Source organism: Maritimibacter alkaliphilus HTCC2654, assembly GCF_000152805.1.
GTDB lineage: Bacteria > Pseudomonadota > Alphaproteobacteria > Rhodobacterales > Rhodobacteraceae > Maritimibacter > Maritimibacter alkaliphilus.
Genome location: NZ_CH902578.1, coordinates 2,351,335 through 2,376,524, shown reverse-complemented (window position 1 = coordinate 2,376,524; position 25,190 = coordinate 2,351,335). Strand labels below are relative to the sequence as shown.

General features: G+C 64.5%; 18 protein-coding genes. 15 read left to right on the top strand and 3 right to left on the bottom strand.

Annotated features, from left to right (window positions below):
• Positions 1-181 precede the first annotated feature (181 nt).
• From RB2654_RS12615 to RB2654_RS12570, 10 genes are all read left to right on the top strand, one after another.
• Positions 182-1,552: a CmpA/NrtA family ABC transporter substrate-binding protein gene (locus RB2654_RS12615; RefSeq protein ID WP_008332093.1), complete on the top strand. Its 1,371-nt coding sequence runs from the start codon at positions 182-184 to the stop codon at positions 1,550-1,552.
• A 122-nt stretch (positions 1,553-1,674) separates the two neighbouring features.
• Positions 1,675-2,760 (top strand): ABC transporter permease, encoded by a 1,086-nt coding sequence (locus RB2654_RS12610; protein ID WP_008332084.1) that lies wholly within the window; start codon positions 1,675-1,677, stop codon positions 2,758-2,760.
• Between the two features lie 5 nt (positions 2,761-2,765).
• Positions 2,766-4,472, top strand: a complete 1,707-nt coding sequence (locus tag RB2654_RS12605) for an ABC transporter ATP-binding protein (protein WP_008332081.1) — start codon at positions 2,766-2,768, stop codon at positions 4,470-4,472.
• Positions 4,473-4,477: 5 nt separating this feature from the next.
• The gene (locus tag RB2654_RS12600; protein ID WP_008332079.1) at positions 4,478-4,900 is read left to right on the top strand and encodes a globin family protein; all 423 of its coding nucleotides are present in this window, start codon (positions 4,478-4,480) and stop codon (positions 4,898-4,900) included.
• On the top strand, positions 4,897-7,329 hold the full coding sequence (nirB, locus tag RB2654_RS12595) for a nitrite reductase large subunit NirB (RefSeq protein WP_008332075.1): 2,433 nt from the start codon (positions 4,897-4,899) through the stop codon (positions 7,327-7,329). The genes RB2654_RS12600 and nirB overlap by 4 nt, the downstream gene beginning before the upstream one ends.
• Positions 7,326-7,658, top strand: a complete 333-nt coding sequence (gene nirD, locus RB2654_RS12590; protein ID WP_008332074.1) for a nitrite reductase small subunit NirD — start codon at positions 7,326-7,328, stop codon at positions 7,656-7,658. Before nirB ends, nirD begins: the two co-directional genes overlap by 4 nt.
• On the top strand, positions 7,658-10,285 hold the full coding sequence (locus tag RB2654_RS12585) for a nitrate reductase (protein WP_008332073.1): 2,628 nt from the start codon (positions 7,658-7,660) through the stop codon (positions 10,283-10,285). Before nirD ends, RB2654_RS12585 begins: the two co-directional genes overlap by 1 nt.
• A 162-nt stretch (positions 10,286-10,447) precedes the next feature.
• Positions 10,448-11,452: an ABC transporter substrate-binding protein gene (locus RB2654_RS12580; RefSeq protein WP_008332072.1), complete on the top strand. Its 1,005-nt coding sequence runs from the start codon at positions 10,448-10,450 to the stop codon at positions 11,450-11,452.
• 64 nt (positions 11,453-11,516) lie between these two features.
• Positions 11,517-12,299 carry an ABC transporter ATP-binding protein gene (locus tag RB2654_RS12575; protein WP_040884822.1) on the top strand — a complete coding sequence of 261 codons (783 nt, stop codon included), beginning with the start codon at positions 11,517-11,519 and terminating at the stop codon, positions 12,297-12,299.
• Between the two features lie 92 nt (positions 12,300-12,391).
• Positions 12,392-13,117 (top strand): ABC transporter permease, encoded by a 726-nt coding sequence (locus tag RB2654_RS12570; RefSeq protein WP_050772036.1) that lies wholly within the window; start codon positions 12,392-12,394, stop codon positions 13,115-13,117.
• A 127-nt stretch (positions 13,118-13,244) separates the two neighbouring features.
• On the opposite strand, the gene RB2654_RS12565 is transcribed toward RB2654_RS12570, so the two are convergent.
• The 3 genes from RB2654_RS12565 to RB2654_RS12555 form a co-directional block, all read right to left on the bottom strand.
• Complete coding sequence (locus RB2654_RS12565) at positions 13,245-14,642, bottom strand: TRAP transporter large permease (protein ID WP_008332065.1); 1,398 nt, start codon at positions 14,640-14,642, stop codon at positions 13,245-13,247.
• A gap of 3 nt (positions 14,643-14,645) precedes the next feature.
• Positions 14,646-15,296 (bottom strand): TRAP transporter small permease, encoded by a 651-nt coding sequence (locus RB2654_RS12560; protein WP_008332063.1) that lies wholly within the window; start codon positions 15,294-15,296, stop codon positions 14,646-14,648.
• Between the two features lie 79 nt (positions 15,297-15,375).
• Entirely contained in the window at positions 15,376-16,386 is a 1,011-nt protein-coding gene (locus RB2654_RS12555; RefSeq protein WP_008332061.1) for a DctP family TRAP transporter solute-binding subunit, read from the bottom strand.
• A 357-nt stretch (positions 16,387-16,743) separates the two neighbouring features.
• Between RB2654_RS12555 and RB2654_RS12550 the strand changes: the two genes are divergently transcribed.
• Genes RB2654_RS12550 through RB2654_RS12530 form a run of 5 tightly spaced genes read left to right on the top strand, consistent with a single transcriptional unit; the run spans position 16,744 to position 25,110 of the window.
• The gene (locus RB2654_RS12550; protein ID WP_008332059.1) at positions 16,744-18,984 is read left to right on the top strand and encodes an acyl-CoA dehydrogenase; all 2,241 of its coding nucleotides are present in this window, start codon (positions 16,744-16,746) and stop codon (positions 18,982-18,984) included.
• Entirely contained in the window at positions 18,981-20,264 is a 1,284-nt protein-coding gene (locus tag RB2654_RS12545) for an acetyl-CoA C-acetyltransferase (RefSeq protein ID WP_008332057.1), read from the top strand. Before RB2654_RS12550 ends, RB2654_RS12545 begins: the two co-directional genes overlap by 4 nt.
• Complete coding sequence (locus tag RB2654_RS12540; RefSeq protein WP_008332056.1) at positions 20,261-22,321, top strand: 3-hydroxyacyl-CoA dehydrogenase NAD-binding domain-containing protein; 2,061 nt, start codon at positions 20,261-20,263, stop codon at positions 22,319-22,321. Before RB2654_RS12545 ends, RB2654_RS12540 begins: the two co-directional genes overlap by 4 nt.
• Positions 22,314-24,143 (top strand): acetyl-CoA hydrolase/transferase C-terminal domain-containing protein, encoded by a 1,830-nt coding sequence (locus RB2654_RS12535; RefSeq protein ID WP_008332055.1) that lies wholly within the window; start codon positions 22,314-22,316, stop codon positions 24,141-24,143. Before RB2654_RS12540 ends, RB2654_RS12535 begins: the two co-directional genes overlap by 8 nt.
• 55 nt (positions 24,144-24,198) lie before the next feature.
• On the top strand, positions 24,199-25,110 hold the full coding sequence (locus tag RB2654_RS12530) for a LysR substrate-binding domain-containing protein (protein WP_246146537.1): 912 nt from the start codon (positions 24,199-24,201) through the stop codon (positions 25,108-25,110).
• The last annotated feature ends 80 nt before the right edge of the window (positions 25,111-25,190 follow it).

Genomic DNA, 25,190 nt, shown 5'->3' with positions numbered 1-25,190 from the left:
ACGGGCGCACTCATGATGACAGGCGGGCAACGATGTCTGCCTACGAATTCCTCCCAGTGACTGGGATCATACTGAGCAAAGCCGCTCGAAACGTGTCGCGACCTCCTCCCCGCGATGACGATTCGAGCGGCTTTTTCGTTTTGGCTTCGGCCTTCGGGACACACAAAGGGAACCTGAAACCATGAAGAAACTGATCGTTGCTCTCGCCGCTTCGACCGCGCTCACCGCGCCGGCCACGGCCGAGATGCTGGACCTCGAAAAAGACGTGCTGACCTTCGGCTTCATCAAGCTGACCGACATGGCGCCACTCGCCGTGGCCTATGAGCAAGGGTTCTTCGATGACGAGGGCCTGTTCGTGACGCTGGAAGCGCAGGCGAACTGGAAGGTGCTGCTGGACGGCGTGATCTCGGGCACGCTGGACGGGGCGCACATGCTTGCCGGTCAGCCGCTGGCCGCGACCATCGGTTACGGCACCGAGGCGCATATCATCACCCCCTTCTCGATGGACCTGAACGGCAACGGCATCACCGTGTCGAACGAAGTGTGGGAGATGATGAAACCGAACCTGCCGACGAACGACGACGGCCTCGTGTCGCATCCGATCTCGGCCAGCTACCTCAAGCCCGTGATCGAAGAGTTCAACGCGAACGGCAAGCCCTTCAACATGGGCATGGTGTTCCCCGTGTCGACCCACAATTACGAGCTGCGTTACTGGCTGGCCGCCGGCGGGATCGAGCCCGGATATTATTCGCCCGAGGACGTGACCGGCCAGATCGGCGCCGAAGCCTTCCTGTCCGTGACGCCGCCGCCGCAAATGCCCGCCACGCTCGAAGCCGGGACGATCTCGGGCTATTGCGTGGGCGAGCCGTGGAACCAGCAGGCCGTGTTCAAGGGCATCGGTGTGCCCGTCATCACCGACTACGAGCTGTGGAAGAACAATCCGGAAAAGGTGTTCGGCATCACCGCCGAGTTCGCCGAGCAGTATCCGAACACCACGCTCGCCGTCACCAAGGCGCTGATCCGTGCAGCGATGTGGCTGGACGAAAACGACAACGCCAACCGCCCGGAAGCCGTGGAAATCCTGTCGCGTCCCGAATACGTCGGCGCGGATTACGAAGTCATCGCCAACTCGATGACCGGCACGTTCGAGTATGAAAAGGGCGACAAGCGTGAAGTCCCCGATTTCAACGTGTTCTTCCGCTACAACGCGACTTATCCCTACTACTCCGACGCGGTTTGGTATCTGACCCAGATGCGCCGCTGGGGCCAGATCGCCGAAGCCAAGCCCGACAGCTGGTACGACGAAGTCGCCCGCTCGGTCTACAAGCCGGAGATCTACATGGAAGCCGCCGCGCTCCTCATCGAAGAGGGCTACGCGACCGAGGATATGTTCCCGGCTGCCGATGAGGATGGCTACAAAGACCCGACGCCCGCCGAAGACGTGATCGACGGCATCGGTTTCGACGGCACCCAGCCCAACGCTTACCTCGAAAGCCTGCCGATCGGCCTCAAGGGCGAGCAGAAGGTGATCGGTAACGAGATCCAGGGCTAAGCCACGGGGGCCGCTCATCCACACCTTCGCCGTGTCTTCGCCCAAGACGGTGCGAAGACGGGCCAAGCCCCGGATGAGCGGCCCACGCTCCTGACCACACTCGAACTTTAGGACGAGAACCCATGACAACCGTCGATCCCAATTTCGCTGAGGCGGACGCGCGCGAGGCCCGCAAGGCCCGGCTCTTCACCCGCATCAACAAGGCCGACACCTACTTCAAGGTTCTCGGCCTCGCCTGGATCACCCCGATCCTGAAAGCCGTCGCCGGCGACAACCCGAAAGCTCAGATGAAAGACGTCTGGCGCCTGCTGGGTGTGCCGCTGGTCGCGATCCTCGCCTTCCTCGTGCTCTGGGGCACGCTCGCGCCCAAGGTTCAGACCTCGCTCGGGGCGATCCCCGGCCCCGCGCAGGTCTGGACCGAAGTGGTCAGCCTGCATGGCGACGCCGTGGAAAAGGCCGCCAAGGAAGCCCAACACAACGAACGCGTCGAGGCGCGCAACCAGCGTTACATCGAAGCGGGCGAGATGGACAAAGTGAAGGACATCCCCTTCACCGGCGCGCCGAGTTACTACGACCAGATCTGGACCTCGATCAAAACCGTGTTCTTCGGCTTCCTGATCGGCTCGGCCATCGCCATTCCGCTCGGCATCGTCGCGGGCCTGTCGCCCATCGCGAACGCCGCGATCAACCCCATCGTTCAGATCTTCAAGCCGGTCTCGCCGCTCGCCTGGCTGCCCATCGTGACAATGATCGTCTCGGCGCTGGCGGCCGAGGGCACGGACGGGCTGCTCCCCAAGAGCTTCATCATCTCGGCCATCACCGTGACGCTGTGTTCGCTGTGGCCCACGCTCATCAACACCTCGCTGGGTGTGTCCTCCATCGACAAAGACCTCGTCTCGGTCTCGAAGGTGCTCAAGATGAACACCTGGACCAAGATCACCAAGCTGGTGCTCCCGTCCGCGCTGCCGCTCATCTTCACCGGGCTGCGCCTGTCGCTGGGTGTGGGCTGGATGGTCCTGATCGCCGCCGAAATGCTCGCCCAGAACCCCGGCCTCGGCAAGTTCGTGTGGGACGAGTTCCAGAACGGATCGAGCCAATCGCTCGCCCGGATCATGGTCGCGGTGTTCACCATCGGCATCATCGGCTTCCTGCTCGACCGCGTCATGTTCGCGCTCCAGTCGGCCTTCACCTTCTCGAACAACCGGTGAGCGTCATGTCCGTCATCCAGTTCAAGAACGTCTCGAAGTCCTTCGGTGAAGGCACAGAAGCGACCCATGTCCTGAAAGACATCGACCTCGATGTGCAGGAGGGTGAGTTCCTCGTGCTGCTCGGCTTCTCCGGCACCGGCAAGACGACCCTCATCAACCTGATGGCCGGGCTGGAATTTCCGACCAAGGGCAGCGTCAGTTTCAAGGGCAAGCCCATTGAAGGCCCCGGCCCGGAACGCGGCGTGATCTTTCAGAGCTATTCGCTCATGCCGTGGCTCACGGTGCACGGCAACGTCATGCTGGCGCTGGAATCGGTGTTCCCGAAGATGCCGAAAGCCGAGAAGGAAGCGACCGTCGCCAAGTATGTGCAGATGGTCGGCCTGTCCCACGCCGTCACGCGCCGCCCGGCGGAGCTGTCGGGCGGGATGCGCCAGCGGGTGAACGTGGCGCGTGCGCTGGCCATGAATCCCGAGGTGCTGCTGCTGGACGAACCGCTTTCCGCGCTCGACGCGCTGACCCGCGCCAATCTGGGCGACGAGATCGAGGCGATCTGGAACGCCGACAAGAAGACCTGCGTGCTCATCACCAACGATGTGGACGAGGCCATTCTGCTGGCCGACCGGATCATCGCGCTGAACCCGGACGGCAGCTTGGGCGAAGAGTTCAGGGTGGGGCTTGAGCGTCCCCGTGATCGCTCGGCCATGAACCATGACGAGACGTTCAAGGCGCTCAGGGCGCGGGTGACGACTTACCTGATGGACGTGGGGATCGAAGCCAAGGCGGAGGGCATCCGCCAGCTTCCCAACGTCACCGCCATTCACAACATGGACCCCGAGGCCCCGAATGCGGTGGTCGAAGCGGCGAAGTCGAAGCTGGACGAGAAATACCTCGAGTTTTCGCACATCCATAAGATCTACCCGACCCCCAAGGGGCCGCTCACGGTGGTCGAGGATTTCGACCTGAACCTGAAGAAAGGCGAGTTCATTTCGCTGATCGGGCATTCGGGCTGCGGCAAGTCGACGGTCCTGACCATGACCGCAGGGTTGAACGCGATCTCGAAGGGCGGGATCATTCTGGACGGCAAGGAAGTGGTCGAGGCCGACCCGGAGCGCGCCGTCGTGTTCCAGTCGCCCAACCTGTTCCCGTGGCTCACCACGAAAGAGAACGTCGCGATCGGGGTGGACAAGGTTTATCCGAAAGCCTCGCGGGCCGAGCGTCAGGACGTGGTGGAATACTACCTCGAACGCGTCGGTCTGGGCGATGCGATCGACAAGTCGGCGGCGGATATGTCGAACGGGATGCGCCAGCGCGTCGGAATCGCCCGCGCCTTCGCGCTATCGCCCAAACTCCTGCTCCTCGACGAGCCGTTCGGGATGCTCGACAGCCTGACCCGGTGGGAGCTTCAGGAAGTGCTGATGGAGGTCTGGGACCGCACCAAGGTCACCGCGATCTGCGTCACGCATGACGTGGACGAGGCGATCCTCTTGGCCGACCGCGTGGTGATGATGACCAATGGGCCGCAGGCGACCATCGGCAAGATCACCGAGGTCGATCTGCCGCGCCCGCGCACCCGCAAGGCGCTGCTGGAACACCCGGATTACTACCACTACCGCGAAGAGGTTCTGAACTTCCTCGACGAATATGAGCACGGCGCGAAACCGAAACCCAAGGCTGCGGACGTGGACGCGCCCAAAGCCGTGGCCGCGGAGTGACGGGCATGGACGACAAGACGATCACGCTGGTTCAGGAAAGCTTCGCTAAGGTCGAACCGATCAAGGCGACGGCGGCCGAACTCTTCTACTCGGACCTGTTCGCGGCCGCACCGGAAGTGCGCCCCCTGTTCAAGGGCAACATGAACGAGCAGGGCATGAAGCTGATGGGCACGCTCGCCGTCGTGGTGAACGGGTTGCACACGCTCGACCAGATCGTGCCCGCCGCGCAGGCGCTCGCCATCCGGCACGTCGACTACGGCGTCCAGCCTGAGCATTACGACAAGGTCGGTGCATCGCTCATCCGCACGTTGGAGCAGGGTCTTGGCCCGGATTTCACATCCGATGTGCGGGCCGCATGGATCGAAGCCTACGGCACCCTGTCATCCGTGATGAAACAAGCCGCTTACCCGAAGGAGGCGCTGCAATGACCGAGAAACTCGTTGTCATCGGGGCCGGTATGGCCTCGGGCCGGATGCTGGAGCATCTGTTCGACGCCAACCCCGACGCTTACGACGTGACGCTGTTCAACGCCGAGCCGCGCGGGAACTACAACCGGCTGATGCTGTCGCCGGTCCTGTCGGGCGACAAGACCTATGACGAGATCGTCACGCATGGTGACGACTGGTATGCCGCGAATGGAGTCACCTGCCGGTTCGGTGAGCGCGTGTTGCGCATCGACCGGGAGCGTAAGGTGGTCGTCGGTGAGAAAGGCGAAGTCGCTTACGACAAACTGGTGTTCGGCACCGGGTCGAACCCGTTCATCATTCCGCTGCCGGGTCACGATCTGGACGGTGTGATCCCCTACCGCGACCTCGAGGACACCGAGGCCATGATGCAGCTCGGCGACAAGCCCGGTGCGAAAGCTGTGGTGATCGGCGGGGGGCTTCTGGGTCTCGAAGCCGCCGCCGGGATGGCCGCGCGTGGTGTCGACGTCACCGTCGTTCACATCATGGGTCACCTCATGGAGCGTCAGCTCGACGAGGCGGCCGGATACCTTCTGCGCAAATCACTCACGGACAAGGGCATCACCGTTCTCTGTCAGGCGAACTCGAAAGAGATCGTCGGCAAGAATGGTCGGGTGAAGGCCCTGATGCTCGATGACGGGACGGAACTGCCCTGTGACCTCCTGGTCATGGCGGTCGGCATCCGGCCCAACATCGCGCTCGCGCAGGACACCGGGCTTGCCACCGGCAAGGGTATTCACGTGGATGACCAGATGGTGACCTCGGACCCCAGCATTTTCGCGCTGGGCGAATGTGTGGAGCACAACGGGGCGATTTTCGGCCTTGTCGCGCCGCTTTACGATCAGGCCAAGGTGCTGGCCAAGACGCTGATGGGCGAGCCTGCGACCTTCGTGAACAAGGAGGTGTCGACCAAGCTCAAGGTAACCGGCTGCGACCTGTTCAGCGCGGGCGATTTCGCCGAAGCCGCCAACCGCGAGGATATCGTGTTCCGTGACCCGGCGCGCGGCGTCTACAAGCGGCTGGTGCTGGAAGGCAACCGGATCGTGGGCGCGGTGATGTATGGCGATACGGGCGACGGCGCGTGGTTTTACAACCACATCAAGGACGGCACGGATGTCGCCGAGATGCGCGACACCCTGATCTTCGGCCCCGCGTTCCAAGGGGGGGCCACGGCGGACCCTTTGGCGGCCGTTGCAGCCTTGCCGGATGATGCGGAAATCTGCGGCTGCAACGGCGTTTGCAAGGGCACCATCGTTCAGGCGATCGAAGGCGGGGCGGGCGATCTGGCCGCCGTTCGTGCCACGACCAAGGCGTCGAATTCCTGCGGCACCTGCACGGGGCTGGTGGAACAGGTGCTTGCCGCCACGCTCGGCGACGATTTTCAGATGCCGACGGCCCAGCCGATCTGCGGTTGCTCCGACCATACGCATGAGGATGTTCGGCGGCTCATCAAGTCGCAGGAACTGAAATCCCAACCCGCCGTCTGGCAGGAGCTTGGGTGGAAGACGGTGAACGGCTGCCACGTCTGCCGCCCCGCCGTGAACTTCTATCTGCTCGCGGACTGGCCGCTCGACTACATGGACGACCCGCAGTCGCGGTTCGTGAACGAGCGCAACCATGCCAACATCCAGAAGGACGGGACTTATTCGGTCATGCCCCGGATGTGGGGCGGGATGACCGACGCGAACGAACTGCGCGCCATCGCCGACGCCGCCGACAAATACGGTGCCGTGGTCAAGGTGACGGGCGGCCAGCGCATCGACCTTCTGGGCGTCAAGAAAGAGGATCTGCCCGCGATCTGGCGCGACTTGAACGCCGCCGGGATGGTGTCGGGCCATGCCTATTCAAAGGGCCTGCGCACGGTGAAGACCTGCGTGGGGTCGGAATGGTGCCGCTTCGGCACGCAGGACTCGACCGGGCTGGGCATCAAGCTGGAAAAGCTGCTCTGGGGGTCGTGGACGCCGCACAAGGTCAAACTGGGCGTCTCTGGCTGCCCCCGCAACTGCGCCGAGGCGACCTGCAAGGACGTGGGCGTCGTCTGCGTCGACAGCGGTTACCAGATCTCAGTCGCGGGCGCTGCGGGCATGGAGGTGAAGGAGACCGAGGCGCTCGTCGCGGTGAAGACCGAGGACGAGGTGCTCGAATGGGTGACGGCGTTCATCCAGCTTTACCGCGAGCGCGCCAAGTATCTCGACCGGCCCTACAGATGGGTCGCCAAGGTCGGGCTCGACTGGGTCAAGGATACGCTGGCGGATGCTGGCACGCGCGCGGACCTCGTGGAGCGGTTCGAGATTTCCCAATCGGTCTATCGCACCGACCCGTGGGCGGCGGAGGTCGCCAAGTCCGAGCGCTATGCGCCGCTCGCCAATCTCATGCTGGAGGCTGCGGAATGAACTGGATCGACATCGGCCATATCGACGACATCCCTGAACGGGGCGCGCGTCTTGTGAAAACCCATGCGGGCTGCGTGGCGGTGTTCCGCACGGCGAGCGACGAGGTCTTCGCGGCCTCGGATCGTTGCCCCCACAAGGGCGGACCGCTGTCCGAGGGCATCGTGCACGGCAACAAGGTGACCTGTCCGCTCCATAACTGGGTCTTCAGCCTCGAAACCGGCGAGGCGCAGGGGGCGGACGAGGGCGTGATCGCGACCTATCCGATCCGTGTCGACGGGGGTCGGCTGTTCCTCGACATCACCGAACTCGCTGCGAGGAGCGCGGCCTGATGGACGGGACGGGCCTGCCCGAGATCCGCTCGACCTGCCCTTATTGCGGGGTGGGTTGCGGCGTGCTGCTTCGCCCCGACGGGCAGGGCGGGATGGAGGTCAAGGGCGACCCGGCGCATCCGGCGAACCGGGGCAAGCTGTGCTCCAAAGGTTCGCAACTTGGCCAGACCCTTGGGCTGGACGACCGGCTGATGAGCCCGCGCATCGGCGCGCGCTCGGCGGGTTGGGACGAGGCGCTTGATCTGGTCGCGGAGCGGTTCGGCGACACCATCGCCAAGCACGGCCCCGATAGCGTGGCGCTCTATGTCTCGGGCCAGTTGCTGACCGAGGATTACTACGTCGCGAACAAGCTCGCCAAAGGCTACTTCGGCACGGCGAACATCGACACCAACTCGCGCCTGTGCATGGCCTCGACCGTCGCGGGGCACAAGCGGGCCTTCGGGACCGATACGGTGCCCGGCACCTATGACGATCTGGAAGAGGCCGACCTGATCGTCCTCACGGGGTCGAACCTCGCATGGTGTCATCCGGTGCTTTACCAGCGGATCATCGCGGCGCGCAAAAAGCGTGGCACGAAGCTGGTGGTCATCGACCCGCGCCGCACCGCGTCCTGCGACGGGGCCGACCTGCACCTTGCCGTCGCGCCGGGTGGCGACGTGGCGCTGTTCAACGGGCTGCTCAATGAAGTCTCCCTGCGTGGAAAGATCGACCACGCCTTTGCCGAAAACGTCACCGGGCTTGAGGAGGCTCTCGTTTCCGCCGCCGGAGACGATCTGTCGGCCACGGGGCTTGGCGAGGCCGAGCTCCGGGCCTTTTTCGATCTGTGGTGCGGGACCGAGAAGGTCGTCACGGTCTTTTCCCAGGGTGTGAACCAGTCGACCTCGGGCACGGACAAGGTGAACGCGATCCTGAATTGTCATCTCGCGACAGGCCGGATCGGGCGGGTCGGGATGGGGCCGTTCTCGGTCACGGGTCAGCCCAACGCGATGGGCGGGCGTGAGGTGGGCGGGCTGGCGAACATGCTGACCTGTCATCTCGATCTGGAAAACGCCGAACACCGCGCGACGGTGCAGGATTTCTGGACCTCGCCTGAAATGCCCGAAGCTGCCGGGCTGAAGGCCGTCGATATGTTCCGCGCCGTGGGCGAGGGGAACATCAAGGCGCTCTGGATCATCCATACGAATCCGGCGGTTTCGATGCCGGATGCCGACCGGGTGCGCGATGCCATCGCGGGCTGCGATTTCGTGGTGGTGAGCGACGTGACCGACCGGACCGATACCGCGCGACTGGCCGACGTGCTGCTGCCTGCGGCGGCATGGGGCGAAAAGTCGGGGACGGTGACCAACTCCGACCGGACGATCAGCCGCCAGAGGGCCGCGTTGCCTCCGCCGGGTGAGGCCCGCCCGGATTGGGAGATCATCGCCGAGGTCGGGCGGCGCATGGGCTGGGGCGCTGCCTTCGATTTCCAGTCGCCCGCCGAGATTTTCCGCGAGTATGCCGCGCTTTCCGGTCTGGCCGCGCGTTTCGGGCGCGATTTCGACATCTCGGCGTTGGCCGAACTGAGCGACGCGGAATACGACGCGCTCGCCCCGGTGCGCTGGCCTGTGTCGGCCACGCGCAGCGGCGGGCGGTTCTTCGGCGACGGGCGGTTTTTCACCCCCGATGGCAAGGCGCGGATGGTTCCGGTGTCGCATCGTGCGCCGGTGTCGGGTCTGTCCGATGCACGGCCCTTCCGTTTCAACACCGGCCGGGTGCGCGACCAGTGGCACACCATGACGCGCACCGCCAAGTCGCCGCGTCTATCCGCCCATCTGCCGGAGCCGTTTCTTGAAATTCACCCGAAAGACGCCCGCGCGTTGGGGCTGAAACCCGCGGCGCTGGTCAGGGTGGCGAACGATCACGGCGCGGCCATTCTGCGCGCGCTGGTCACCGATGCGGTGCGCCCCGGTCAGGTGTTCGCGCCGATGCACTGGACGGGTGAAACCGCGCCGTCGGCCCGCGTCGATGCGCTGGTGCCGGGGCACGTGGACCCGGTGTCGGGGCAGCCGGAAAGCAAGGCCGCAACCGTCAGCGTCGAGCCTTTCGAAGCTGCGTGGTACGGGTTCGCCGTGTCGTCGCGCGACCTGTCCCCAAAAGCCGAATACTGGACGCGCACCCGCACCGATGCCGGGTATCGCGCCGAACTCGCCGGGCTGACGACGCCTGCGAATTGGGAGGATTTTGCGCGCGATCTGTTCGATACGGGTGCTGAAGTTCAGGCAGTCGAAGACCCCACGCGGGGCATCCACCGCTTTGCCTTCACCGTGAATGGTCGGCTGGAGGCCGCCCTGTTCATCTCGCGCGAGCCTGCGGCGATCACCCGGGATTTTCTGGCCGGTCTCGTCGGCACCGACGCGCCCGCCGCGCTGTCAGGCCGGGCGCCCGCCGACATGCCCGATCCGGGGCCGACGATCTGTTCGTGCTTTGGCGTCGGGCTGAACACCATCGTCGCGGCCATCGAAGAGCACCGACTGATGAGCGTCGATGCCATCGGCGCGCAGCTTCAGGCCGGAACGAATTGCGGCTCCTGCCGCGCCGAGCTTGGCGCGCTGCTGGAGGCTCATCTGCGCCCGCAGGCCGCCGAGTGATCGGCAGCATTGCCTGAGGTCAAATTTTAGGCAAACGTTGACACGAAGTGTGCAATCCTAAGGCACGCCTTCCGAACGCCTGAAAAGGGCACGGATATTCTGGACCGCCCGTTTCAATTGAAACAATGGTTCCGAGGCTTTGAAAACAAGGGAGACTCAATCGTGTTTCATCGCGCTGTTCTAACCGCCGCCGCCCTGACGCTGATCGGTGGTGCCGCGTCGGCCCAGACCGACGTTCCTTTCGCGCTGGACTGGAAATTCGAGGGCCCGGCCGCCCCGTATTTCGTCGCTATCGACAAAGGATATTTCGAAGAAAAAGGGCTGTCGGTCGAGATTTCGGAAGGCGCCGGGTCGCTCGACGCGATCCCGAAAATCGCCACCGGGGCGTTCCCCATCGGGTTCGCCGACATCAACTCGGTCATCAAGTTCCTCGACCAGAACCCCGGCGCGCCCGTGACTGGCGTGATGATGATCTACGACAAGCCGCCGTTCGCCGTGATCGGCCGGGCCTCGCTGGGCATCACCGACGACCCGAAGTCGCTTGAGGGCAAGGTGCTGGGCGCGCCGCCGCCCGATGGCGCCTGGGCGCAGTTCCCGATCTTCGCCGCCGAGAACGAGCTCGACATGGAGGCGATCACGGTGGAACCCGTGGGTTTCCCGACCCGCGAACCGATGCTGGCCGAGGGCAACGTCGCCTCGATCACCGGGTTTTCGTTCACCTCCTACCTGAACGCCGCGCGTCTGGGTGTGGAAGAGGATGACCTCGTCACCCTGCTCATGGCTGATTACGGCGTCGACCTTTACGGCAACGCGATCATCGTGAACACCGACTTCGCCGCCGAAAACCCGGACGTGGTCAAAGGCTTCCTGGAAGCCGTCGCGATGGGTTGGAAAGACGCAATCGCCGATCCGGCGACCGCTGTCACCAGCCTGATGGAGCGGAACCCGGCGGCGGATGCCGATCTGGAAACCCGCCGTCTGCAACTGTCCATCGACGCGAACGTCGCCACCGAAGCCGCGATGACCGCCTTCGGCACCATCGACGAGGCGCGGATGGACAGCGCCATCGAGCAGATCAAACTGACCTACGAGTTCCAGAACGAACCCGATGCGTCGCTCTATTTCACCGAGGAATACCTTCCCGAAGGCGGCTTCTCGCTGGAGTGATCCTATTGCCGGGCGCGGGGGGCACCTCGCGCCCGGAATCCGTTCCGGGGAAAGGGGTGGGACCATGTACCCAATGATAAAAATCGAGGGCGTGCGCCACGCCTACAAGACCGCCAAAGGGCCGCTTCCGGTTCTGAACAGGCTGGAGGTGTCGGTGAACGAAGGCGGCTTCGTCGCCGTCGTCGGCCCGTCGGGCTGCGGGAAATCCACGCTGACCCGTCTGATCGCCGGGCTGATGAAGCCGGACGAGGGCCGCGTGATGGTGCATGGCGAGGTGGTGACCGGCCCCCGCTCGACCGTCGGGATGGCGTTCCAGAACCCGGTGATGCTGGAATGGCGGACCATTCTGGAAAACATCATGCTGCCGCTCGAAATCGTCTCGACCAAGATGACCAAGGCCGAACAGAAGGAGCGCGCGAATTACCTGCTCGACCTCGTCGGCCTGACGGGGTTCGGGGATAAGCGCCCCTCGGAATTGTCGGGCGGGATGCGCCAGCGGGCGTCGCTGTGCCGCGCGTTGGTTCACAAGCCGGAAGTTCTGATCCTCGATGAACCCTTCGGCGCGCTCGATGCCTTCACGCGCGAAGACCTATGGCAGACCATGCACAAGGTGAAGGAGGAGGAACCGTTCACAGGTGTCCTCATCACCCATGACCTGCGCGAGTCGATCTTTCTGGCCGATCAGGTGGTGGTGCTGAGCCAGCGCCCGGCCATGACTCAATACGTGCTCGATGTGCCCAACACCGGCCCCCGCGACCTCGACCACCTTTACACGCCGGAAGCGGCGGAGATGCTGAACATTCTGCGCCACCAGATCGAAGTGGCCCAAGGAAGGGCCGCTGCATAATGGCTTACGTACCCGATCTGAAACCGTCGACGCCCGGCGGCTCATTCGTCAAGGCCCTGACCAGCCGCGCGGTTCTGGCCCCGATCGCCGCGATGGTGGTGTTCCTCGTCTTTTGGGAGTTGCTCGTCTGGGTGAACGGCTGGCCGAACTACGTCATGGCCTCACCCTCGGACCTGCCTCCGGCTTACGCGAAATACTGGGGCCTGTTCATCACGATGGGCTGGCAGACCCTGTGGCGGACGGTCGTGGGGTTGGTGCTGGCCGTGATCGTCGGCCTGTTCCTCGGCATGATAATGGGGTTTTCGCGCCTGATGCGCGATGCGCTTTACCCGCTGCTCGTCGGGTTCAACGCCATCCCCAAGGCGACCGTGGTGCCCATCGTCGCGCTGATGTTCGTGGGCGAGCACAACTTCAACACGATCCTCATGGCCTTCATGATCTCGTTCTTCCCCATCGCCGTCTCGGTCAGTATCGGCCTGTCGACGCTGGAGCCGGAGTATCGCGACATCCTGCGCGCGCTGGGCGCGAAACAGGCGACGATCTTCTGGAAGATCGCGCTGCCCAAGACCCTGCCGGAGTTCTTCGGCGCGCTGAAGGTCGCGGTGACGCTGGCCTTCATCGGCACCAACCTGATGGAGATCGTCTCGCCCCACGGGCGCGGGCTTGGCGCGCTCTTCGACAGCGGAAAGACCAACTCGGACTATCCGCTCATGTTCGCGGTGCTGATCGCCTTGGCGCTGCTGGGGATCGTTCTCTACTACATCGTCGTGGCGCTCGAGAAGATTTTCGCGGGTTGGGCAGAGCGGGCCCCGGGCTGATTTCGAGCCGGTGAACCGGCCCGACCCGGGCGGGGGCGCTGCCCCCGCACCCCCGGGATATTTCAGGACCGGAAAGCCGGATCAGGCATCAAGGAGAAAGGCCGGGGATTTGCCCCGGCCTTTGTCGTCAGTTGGTGATGATCTCTGGTCCCATCATCAATGTCGGCAGCCATGTCGATATGATCGGGATGTAGGTCACCATGATGAGGAAGACGAAGAGGATCGCGAGGAAGGGAAGCGCCGCGCGCACCACTTTCATCATCGGCATCCCGGCCACGCCCGAGGTCACGAAGAGGTTCAGGCCGACGGGCGGCGTGATCATCCCGATTTCCATGTTCACGACCATGATGATGCCGAGGTGGATCGGGTCCACGCCCAGTTCGATGGCGATCGGGAACACCAGCGGGGCGACGATCACGATGAGGCCCGAGGGTTCCATGAACTGACCGCCGATCAGCAGGATCAGGTTTACGATGATCAGGAACATGATCTTGCCGAAGCCCGCCGACAGCATCGCATTGGCGATCTGTTGCGGGATCTGTTCGTCGGTCAGCACGTGCTTCAGGATCAGCGCGTTGGCGATGATGAACATCAGGGTGATGGTCAGCTTGCCTGCCTCGAACAGCGTGTCGCGGGTGTCGCGGTGCCACAGCGACGTGATGATCGCCTGCGGCTTGGACAAAAGCGACTTCTTGACGCCATCGTTGTTCTTCTCGGCGAGCGGACCCATGTCGCGGTAGATGAAGGTCGCCACGATGAAGGCGTAGATCGATGCGACGGCGGCGGCTTCGGTCGGCGTGAAGATCGCGCCGGTGATGCCGGGAATGCCGTAGATGCCGACCATGATGATGACGATCAGGAGCAGACCCCAGATCGCGTCACGGAAGGACATGTAGATCTCGCGCCAGCCCGCGAAGCTGCCCGCGGGCATGTTGCGGATGCGCGCGATGACGTAGATCGCGATCATCAGCATCAGTCCCGCGAGGATGCCGGGGATGACGCCTGCCAGGAACATCCGGCCCACCGAGACTTCGACGGACGAGGCATAGACGACCATGACGATGGACGGCGGGATCAGGATGCCCAGCGTGCCCGCGTTGGCGATGACGCCTGCCGCGAAGTCCTTGGTGTAGCCCTGTTGGCGCATCGCCGCGATGACGATGGAACCGATGGCGACCACGGTGGCGGGCGACGAGCCGGAGAGGGCGGCGAAGAGCATACAGGCGAAGACGCCCGCGATGGCCAGACCGCCGCGGAAGTGGCCCACGACCGCGATGGCGAAGCGGATGATCCGTTGCGCCACCCCGCCCGTCGACATGAAACTCGACGCGAGGATGAAGAACGGGATCGCGAGCAGCGTGTAGTGACCCGCCATCGCCTGATAGAAACTCTGCGCCACCGAGGCGAGCGAGGTTTCCGAGAAGACCAGCAGGAAAAGCACCGACGAGAAGCCGAGCGCAATGGCGATCGGCACGCCGATCAGCAGAAGCCCGATGATCAGGACAAAGAGAAGTGCGACGTCCATGGATCAGTCCTCCACACGGGCGGCTTCGACATCGTCTTCCATCTCGTGGGAAACGATGAGGCTGTCGGAATGGCCACGCACGATGCCGATGGTGGCCTGAATGAAGCGAAAGAGCAGAAGCGCCATGCCCACGGGCAGGATCGCGTAAGGAATGACGCGCGGAAGCTTGTCGTATTCCTCGCCCATGTTGATCCAGTCCTCGAGAAACTTGAGGAAGCCGGGCATCGGCACCTGATCGGTCATGTAAAACGCGCGGTCGCGGGTGCCGGTATCGAAGCCCAGCGGGAACCAGCGCCCCTCGGTCTGCCACATGCCTGCATAGGGCGCCCAGTAATCCCAAGCACCCTTGAGCAGAAGGAAGGCGTAGACGAGGCAGATGGCCGCCGAGATCAGTGCCAGCGTGCGGCGCGGTCCGGCCGACAGAAGACCGGTGATCGCATCGACGCCCAGGTGCATCGTCACGCGCACCCCGTAGCTGACCCCGAAGATGACGAGCCAGGCGAACAGGATCAGCGTGATCTCGAGCCCCCAGATCAGCGATTCATTGAAAACGTAGCGAAGGACCACGTTGACGAATGTCACGGTGGTCATGAGGCCCAGAAGAATGGCGATGGCCGTTTCCTCGAAGCCCCGGCGATGTCCCGGCGCGCTCATGGCGTCTCCCCCGAAAATCCCATGCGATGGATGGAAAGAGGGCGGCCCGGGCCAATTGCCCGCACCGCCCCGTGCCCGCTTACATGCTGGCGTTGATTTCCTGTGCAGCGGCGATGTTGTCGGCGCCCACGTCGCCTTCGAACTGCTCCCACACCGGTTTCATGGCGTCGACCCACTGCTGGCGCTGTTCCGGCGTCAGCTCGCGGATGGTCGCGCCCGCGTCGAGCACGGCCTGACGGTTCTCGGCATCGACTTCGGCGATGGCGGCGTTACGCTCGTCGCTGACCTCTTTGAGGATGGTCATGAACTGATCGCGCACACCTTCGTCGAGGCTGTCGAGCCAGTCGACCGAGGCCACGACGAGGTAGTCGAGCACACCGTGGTTCGTCTCGGTGATACCGTCCTGCACTTCGAAGAACTTCTGGCCGTAGATGTTCGACCAAGTGTTTTCCTGACCGTCGACGACGCCGGTCTGAAGCGCGCCGTAGACTTCGGAGAAGGCCATCGGCTGCGGCGAGGCGTCGAGAGCCTCCATCTGTGCGACGAGCACGTCGGAGGGCTGCACGCGGAACTTGAGGCCAGCGGCGTCAGCGGGCACTTCGAGCGGCTTGTTGGCCGAGAACTGCTTCAGGCCGTTGTGCCAGAAGGCCAGGCCTTGCAGGCCGCGGCGCTGCATCGAGTCCATCATCGCCTGACCGGTTTCCGAGTTCTGGAACGCATCGACAGCGTCCATGTTCACGAACATGAAGGGCAGGTCGAAAATGCGGAAGACCTTGGTGAAGGTCTCGAACTTGGACAGCGACGGCGCGGCGAGCTGCACGTCGCCCTGAAGCATGGCTTCGAGCACCTGGTCATCGTTGTAGAGGGTCGAGTTCGGGTACACTTCCATGCAGGCAGTCCCGTTCATCTCTTCGTTCACCCGCTCCATGAGCAGGTTGGCGGCGATGCCTTTGGGGTGCTTGTCGGTGTTGGTGACGTGGCTGAACTTGATCACCATTTCGCCATCGTCGCAGGCGGCGAGGGCGGCGGTGCCGGCAACGGTGCCAGCGGTGAGGGTGGCCGCGGTAAGTGCGGTCGTCAGGAATTTCATGATTGCTCCTCCATGTATCTCCCGGCCCCGAAGGGTCCGCGGCTATGTGGCGGCGGGCCGGCGCACCGGGCAAGCGTTGTTTTGACGCAGGGGCATGGATCGGGAAAATGCAGAAAAGTCAGGTGGTTGTCTGAAAGTGCCAGACTCCTTGGCCGTTGGGAAAGGTTGCGGTGTGCGGGAAATCGCACGGGGCATTCGGGTATCTGTGCGGAAAACCACACACGACTCGTCGCGCTGACGTTGCGCGGTCGGGGCCGTCGGACCCGCAACGCCCCGGCCCAGACCGTCAGCCGCCGCCACCCCGCGCCACGGAACCCTGCCCCCGACGATGCGTTGCGGATGCAGGAGGTACCATCCATGTCGTTCCGGAAAGATTACATCACCAAGCCGATCCATAAATGGGCCAAGGGCGTATTGCCGACCCTGTCCGAGACCGAGGCCGAGGCCGTGAGTTCGGGCGATGTCCATTTCGAGGCCGAGTTGTTTTCCGGCAATCCCGACTGGACCAAGCTGCGTTCCGTGAAAGCGCCGACGCTGACCGATGCCGAACGTGCCTTCATCGACGGACCCTGCCGCGTGTTCTGCGACATGGTCGACGGGTGGGAGATCGACAAGAAGACCGGCGACCTGCCGACCGAGGCGTGGGATTTCCTGCGCCAAAAAGGGTTCTTCGGGATGATTATCCCGACGGAATTCGGCGGGCTGGGGTTTTCGGCCTTCGCCCATTCCGAAGTGGTCCGCTACATCGCGAGCCACAATGTCGTCGCGGCGGTGACGGTGATGGTGCCCAATTCGCTCGGTCCGGGCGAGTTGATCCACCAGTTCGGCACCGACGAGCAGAAACAGACGTGGTTGCCGCGCCTTGCCGACGGGAGCGAGCTTCCTGCCTTCGGACTGACCAGCGAAGACGCCGGGTCGGATGCCGGGGCCATGACGGACGAGGGCATCGTCTGCAAAGGCGAGTGGAACGGGGAAGAGGTGCTCGGCATCCGGATGAACTGGGCCAAGCGCTACATCACGCTCGCCCCGGTCGCGACCGTCCTTGGCCTTGCATTCCAGCTTCGCGACCCGGACGGGTTGCTCGGGGATGTGAAGGACATCGGGATCACCTGTGCGCTCGTCCCGACCGACCTGCCGGGGGTCGAAACCGGGCGGCGCCATCTGCCATCGGGCACCATGTTCATGAACGGCCCGACCACCGGGAAAGACGTTTTCATCCCGCTCGAAAACATCATCGGCGGGCCGGACTATGCCGGGAAGGGCTGGATGATGCTGATGAGCGCGCTGGCCGCCGGGCGGGGCATTTCGCTGCCGTCCCTGTCGGCTGCCGCCACGGCGATGGCCGCTCATACGACTGGCGCCTATTCCCGCATCCGCAAGCAGTTCAACCTGCCCATCGGCCTGTTCGGTGGGGTGCAGGAGCCGATGGCGCGCATCGCTTCGTCCGCCTACACCATCGACGCGGGGCGGCGACTGACGACGGCGGTGCTGGACGAGGGCTACAAGCTCGCCGTCATCTCGGCGATCATGAAATACCACGCCACCGACCGGATGCGCGATGCGATCAACGACGCGATGGACGTGCATTCGGGCAAGGCCGTGATCGACGGGCCGCTCAACTACCTTCAGCCGATCTACCGCACCATCCCCGTCGGCATCACCGTCGAAGGTGCGAACATCGTCACGCGAAACCTCATCATCTTCGGCCAGGGCGCGATCCGGGCGCATCCGCATATGCTGGACGAAATCGAGGCGTTGCAGGAGCCGGACGAAGAAAAGTCGCTCGACGCGTTCGACAAGCATTTCTGGGCTCATGTGAGCCGCGCGATCAAGACGACCTTCCGCGCCACTTGGTCGGCCTGGACCGGGCAGGGCAACGCGCCTGCGGACGTGGGCAAGGTCGCCCCGATCTATCGCCGCCTGTCGCGCTGGTCGGCGGCATATGCGGTCGTCGCCGACATGGCGTTCCTGACGCTGGGCGGTGCGCTCAAGCGGAAGGAAATGATCTCGGCCCGGATGGGCGATGCGCTGTCCGAGATGTTCCTGATCTCCGCCGTGCTCAAACGGTGGGAGGATGACGGGCGCAACGACGACGACCTGCCGCTTGTCCATCATGCCGCCGAGACATCCTTCGCCCGGATCGGTGAGGCGCTGGACGAAACCATCGCCAACATGCCCGCCAAATGGGTCGGCTGGCTGCTCCGCCCGCTGATCCGACCGGGACACTACGCGCGCGGTCCGTCGGACGAGGTGACCGAGGCCGTGGCAAAGATCGTCTATGAACCCTGCGAGGCGCGGACACGGCTGACGAGCGGGCTTTATCGTGCGGCCGAGGACAGTGGGCTTGGCCTGCTCAACCACGCCTATGCGCTGGTGCTCGAGGCCGAGCCGCTCGAAAAACGTCTGCGCGATGCCAAGAAGACCCCGCGTGAGGGGCTGGAGGCGGGTATCCTGTCGGACGCCGAGTTCCAGCAGCTCGAAGAGGTGGCGGTCGCCGTGCAGAAAGTCATCGCGGTGGACGATTACACCCCCGACGAATTGGCCGAACTGTTCCCCGACATGCAGCGGCCAACGACGTGGAAGGAGGCGGCGGAATGAGCCGACCCGTCTACCTCGTCGATGGGGCGCGGACCCCGTTCCTCAAGGCTCGCGGCGAGCCGGGGCCGTTCACGCCCGTGGATCTTGCCGTGCAGGCTGGCCGCCCGTTGCTTATGCGCCAGCCGTTCGCGGCGAGCGCCTTCGACCTCGTGATCCTCGGCTGCGTCAATGTCATTCAGGACGAGATGAACCCGGCCCGCGTCGCCGCCCTTCGCCTTGGTATGGGCGAGCAGCAGGTGGCCTTTACCGTGCAGATCAACTGCGGATCGGGGATGCAGAGCATCGACACGGCGATGCGCTATATCCGTGACGGCAGTCACGAGATGATCCTAGCAGGCGGGACCGAGGCGCTAAGTCACGCGCCGCTCGTCTACAGCCGGGACGCGACCGAATGGTATGGGGATCTGGCCAAGGCCAAGAGCCCACTGGACAAGGCCAAGGCGTTCGCGGATGTGCGCCCCGATTTCTTTTCGCCCGTCATCGGGCTGGAACGCGGGCTGACCGATCCGATCACCAAGCTCAACATGGGCCAGACCGCCGAGGTTCTGGCGCATCGCTTCGGGATCGACCGGATCACCGCCGACACCTATGCCGACGAAAGCCACCACCGCCTTGCCGCCGCGCAGGCGGAAGGGCGGCTCAAGGGCGAGGTCGTTCCGGTCTTCGACAAGGACGGTCGCGTGCATGAGCATGACGATGGCGTGCGACCGAACAGCTCGGTCGAGAAGCTGGGCAAGCTGAACCCGGCGTTCGAGAAGCCCTATGGCAAGGTGACGCCCGGCAATTCGAGCCAGATCACCGATGGTGCGTCCTGGGTCATTCTCGCTTCCGAAACGGCGGTCGAGGCGCATGGGCTGGAGCCGATCGCAAGGATCGTCGACAGCCAGTGGGCGGGTCTCGACCCGTCGATCATGGGGCTGGGACCGGTGCTGTCGTCTACGCCGCTCGCGCAGCGCCACGGGTTGTCCTGCGACGACATCGACCTGTGGGAGATCAACGAAGCCTTCGCCGCGCAGGTGTTGTCGTGCCTCGCCGCGTGGCAGGACGACGACTTCTGCCGCGAGATACTGGGCTATGACGCGGCCTTCGGCCGGATCGACCGCGACAAACTGAACGTGGACGGTGGGGCGATCAGCCTTGGCCATCCGGTCGGCACCAGTGGGAACCGGATCGTCCTGCACCTCGCCAACGCCATGAAGGCGCGCGGGGCCAAGCGGGGGATCGCAACGGAATGCATCGGCGGCGGCCTGGGCGGCGCGATGCTGTTGGAGGCCGCATGAGCGACGTATTGGATCAGATCACCCCCGACGAGTCGACGGACGCGCCGAAACCCGCCGAGACGGCGCATTGGCGGCGTGAGGATCGGGGTGGGCGGATCACGTTGTGGCTCGACTGCGAAGGCACCGGGACGAACGTGATTTCCGAGGCGGTGCTGCGGGAGTTGGACACGCTTCTGGACGAGGCGAAACAGGCGCAGCCCGATGTGCTGGTGATCCGCTCGGCCAAGCCCGGCGGGTTCGCTGCCGGGGCCGACATCGACGGGTTCGCGGACCTGCGGGGCGAGGGCGCCGTCGAGATGCTGAAACAGGGTCACGCGGTGCTCGACAAGCTGGCCGCGCTCCCGTTCCCCACCGTGGCGGTGGTGCATGGTGCGACGCTTGGCGGCGGCTTCGAACTGGCGCTGGCCTGCGATCATCGGATCGGCGTCGACGGCGTGAAGCTGGGCTTCCCCGAAATCCAGCTTGGCCTGCATCCGGGGCTGGGCGGCACTTTCCGTCTCACGCGATTAATCGACCCGGTTGCGGCGATGCAGATGATGCTGACCGGCAAAAGCGCCCATGACCGCAAGGCCAAGAAGCTGGGCATTCTGGATGCGCTGGTGCCCGAACGGCATGTCGATGCCGCCATCGACGCGGCGGCCAAGGGCAAGCTCACCCATGACAACGGCGGGTTCAAGGCGACCGCCCTGCGCACCCGCGCGGCCCGCAGCCTTGCCGCGAACCGGATGCGGAGCGAAAGCGAAAAGCAGGCCCCGCGCGCGCATTTCCCGGCGCCCTTCGCGCTGATCGACCTGTGGCAGGATCACGGGGGCGACCCGCAACGGATGCAGTCCGCCGAAATCGCATCCTTCGCCGAACTGCTCGACAGCACCACGGCGCAGAACCTGATCCGCGTTTTCTTTCTGCGGCGTCGGTTGAAGTCGGGCGCGGGCGAGGACGACGGGATCGCGCATGTCCACGTGATCGGCGCGGGCGCGATGGGGGCGGAGATCGCCGCGTGGTCCGCGATGCAGGGCAAGCGCGTGACGATCGAGGACGTGAAGCTTGCACCCTTGGGCGACACGATCCGCCGGGCCGCGAAAATTTACGAGAAAAAACACCTGAGCGGGATCGACGCACGCGATGCGCTCGACCGGCTGATGCCCGACCCGGACGGGCTGGGGCGTGCGCGGGCCGATCTGGTGATCGAGGCCGCGCCGGAGAAGGCCGAGTTGAAGGAAAGCATCTACGCGGAACTCACCAATGTGATGAAGCCGGGCGCGATCCTCGCCACCAATACGTCGAGCCTGCGGCTGGCCGATCTGGTCGATGCCGCGCCCGACCCGGCGCTGTTCGCGGGGCAGCATTTCTTCAACCCGGTCAGTTCCATGCCGCTGGTCGAGGTGGTGTCGCATGATCTGGCGTCGGATGCGACGCTCGACCGTCTCGCCGCGTTCACGGCCGGAATCGACCGCCTGCCCGCACGGGTGGCGGATTATCCCGGTTTCCTCGTGAACCGCGTGCTCGCGCCCTACATGATGGAGGCGATGGTGATGCTGGACGAGGGCCACGACAAGGTCGCCATCGACCGCGCCGCGCTGGCCTTCGGGATGCCGATGGGGCCTGTCTCCCTCGCCGATCAAGTGGGGCTGGACATCTGTCTTGAGGTCGCCGGATCGCTGAACGCCGGGTTGGATGTGCCGGTGGCCGAGACGCCCGAGTGGCTCGTCAAAAAGGTCGAGGCGGGTGAAACGGGCAAGAAGGCGGGCAAGGGGCTTTATGACTACGGGTCCGAAAAGCCGCCGAAAGAGCCAGCCGACAGGCCGGACCCGGCCATCATCGACCGTCTGATCCTGCCGATGTGCAATGCCGCCGTCGAATGTCTGCGCAAGGGCGTCGTGGCGGATGCCGAAACGGCGGACGCGGCGGTGATCTTCGGCACCGGCTTCGCACCGTTCCGAGGCGGGCCGCTGCACTACGCCAAGGTGCGCGGCGACGTGCAGGAGGTTCTAGCGCGGCTGGAAAAACAGCACGGCCCCCGTTTCGCTCCCGATCCGGGGTGGGGCGACTTTGGCTGAGGCGGAGGCGGAGTTCACGGCCCGCGCGGATGCCATCGCCGCCGAGATCATCGAGAGGACCGGGGGCGACATACGCCTCGCCCTGCCGCTTGGGCTGGGCAAGCCGGTCACGCTGGTCAACGCGCTGACGCGGGCGGTGGCGGCACGGCCCGACGTGAAGCTGTCGATCCTGACCGCCCTGACACTCGAGCCGCCCGATATGTCATCGGGCATGGCGCGGAGATTTCTGGAGCCGGCCAAGGATCGGCTGTTCGGGGCCTATCCCACGCTCGACTATGCCGAGATGCAACGCGCGGGAACGCTCCCCGACAATATCGAGGTGTCGGAATTCTTCATGCTCGCCGGGCGATGGATAGGCGTTCTGTCGGCCCAGCGGCATTACATCCCCGCCAACTATACCCATGCGTTTGACGTGCTCTCGGCGTGGAAACCCAACCTGATGTTTCAGCTTCTCGCGCCGCTGGACGAAGGCTTCAGCCTGTCGTGCAACACCGACATTTCGTCGGACCTGTTGCGGGACCGTCGCGCGGGGCGGATGGATTTCCTGCTGGTGGGCGAAGTGAACGGGAACCTGCCCGCGATGGACGGGGCGGAGGCGCGCGTCGCGCGGGACGAGGTGGACCTGCTCTTGGACCCCGCGCCGAATTTCGACCTGTTCTCGGTCGTCAAACAGCCGGTCAGCGATGCGGCCCATGCCATCGGGCTGCACGTGGCGCGCACGGTGCGCGATGGCGGGACGCTTCAGATCGGGATCGGGACCATCGGCGATGCGGTCGCGAACGCCCTGATCCTGCGTCAGTCCGGCGGGCTGTCCGAGGTGGCGCGCACCTGCCCGTTCGACACGGACGGGTTCGACGAGGATGGGTCATTCGAAACCGGGCTATACGGCGTGACCGAGATGCTGGTGGACGGGCTCTTGCACCTGTTCGAGCGCGGCATCGTCAAGCGCGAGGTGGATGGGGCGGCGATCCATGCCGGGTTCTTCGTCGATTGCCGCGACTTCTACGAACGCCTCCGGGCGCTCTCCGACGCCGAGCGCGCCAAGATCCGCATGATGCCCGTGTCCTTCACCAACCAGCTTTACGGCGACGAGCCTGCCAAACGCGCCGCGCGGGTCGATGCGCGGTTCGTCAATTCCGCGATGAAGGCTACGCTTCTGGGCGGGTTGGTCAGCGACGTCACAAGCGGCGGGCAGGAGGTGAGCGGGATCGGCGGGCAGTTCAATTTCATCGAACAGGCCTTCGCACTCGACGGAGCGCGCGCGATCCTGACGTTGCCCGCGACCCGGACCAGCAAGGGCGAGACGACGTCGAACATCGTGTGGGAGCATCCGCATGAAAGCGTGCCGCGCGCCTATCGCGACGTGATCGTGACGGAATACGGGATCGCCGATCTGCGCGGCAAGCGTGATGAGGATGCGGTCGCGGCGATGCTCAGGATCACCGACAGCCGGTTTCAGGACGCGCTTTTGGACAAGGCCAAATCGGCGGGCAAGCTGGCCAAGGATTTCACGATCGACCCGGCGTGGCGGCAAAACACACCGGAGCGCGTGAAGGCGTGGCTTGCGCCCCATGACCTGCCGGACTTCCCGTTCGGCACCGATTTCGACGAGACGGAAAAGGGTCTGCTGCCCGTGCTGGCGCATCTGTCCAACGCACAGGGGAGCAGGCTGGCGCTGGCCAAGCTGATCCTGAGCGGCGTGTTCGCGCCCAAGCCCGAAGACAAGATGCGACGTATGAATCTCGCCTCGCCCGTGGGGTTCGGGGAACGGCTGGAAGCTTTCGCGCTGGCCGGAGCCATTCGGGCCGTGTCGCGCCGATAGACATGCCCGCCCGGGTCGGTAGTCTGGTCGGACACGGGCAAGGGAGGGTTCGCGCGTGTTCAGTCGTCTGCGGATGCGCCATATCCGCTGTTTCCTTGCCGTGGCCAAGGCCGGGTCCGTCACCCATGCGGCGCGGCAGTTGAACTCGTCTCAGCCGGCCGTGTCGCGCACGCTTGCCGAGATCGAAGAGATCATCGGAAGTCCGCTGTTCGACCGGACGGGCCGGGGCGTCTCTCTGACCGATGCCGGGGCCAAGCTCATGCGCCATTTCGACATCGCCCTGACGCAGATCGAGGCCGGGGCGGTGGCGGCGCAGGGCGATTCCGCCAAGGCGCGCGTGGCATTCGGGGTTCTGCCGAACGTGGCGCGCACGGTGGCGGTGGATGCGGTGGCCGAATTCAAGCGCACCGCGCCCGATATCGACGTCGAGATTCACTGGGCGGCGGTGGACGAGTTGATCGCGCGGCTGGCGCGGGGCGAATTGGACTTCATCCTCGGGCGGCTTTTGTCTCTGGAACACCTCAAGGGCGTCACGTTCGAGCATCTTTATGCCGAAGACATCATCTTCGTCGCCCGCCCGGATCACCCGTTCGTCGCGCTCGACGGTCCGCTCACCGTGCAGGACTTCGAGACGCAGCAGATGCTGGTGCCGCTCGCAGGCACGATCATCCGGCGCGAGATGGACAAGTTCATCGTGGCGCGCGGGGTGAGCGAGTTTCCCAACCAGATCGAAACGGTGTCGTTCGAGTTCACCCGGTCCTACCTAGCCCAACATCAGTGCGTGGCCGTGCTGCCGCGTGGGGGGGTGCGGCAGGAATTGGCGGCGGGAACGCTGGTCGATCTTGCGTTGCGGGGCGACGAACTGGTGTCCTCCGTCGGTCTGACGTTCTTTCGCGACAGGGCGCTGTCCGCCGAGGCCGAGCGGTTCGCGGACCACGTCCGCGCCGCGGCGCGGCAATTCGGCTGACATATCGAGACTGATATATCGAAGTGCTACCTTCTATTATCCTGACGGGAAATTTTGCGATAAAACCAGAATCCAACGCC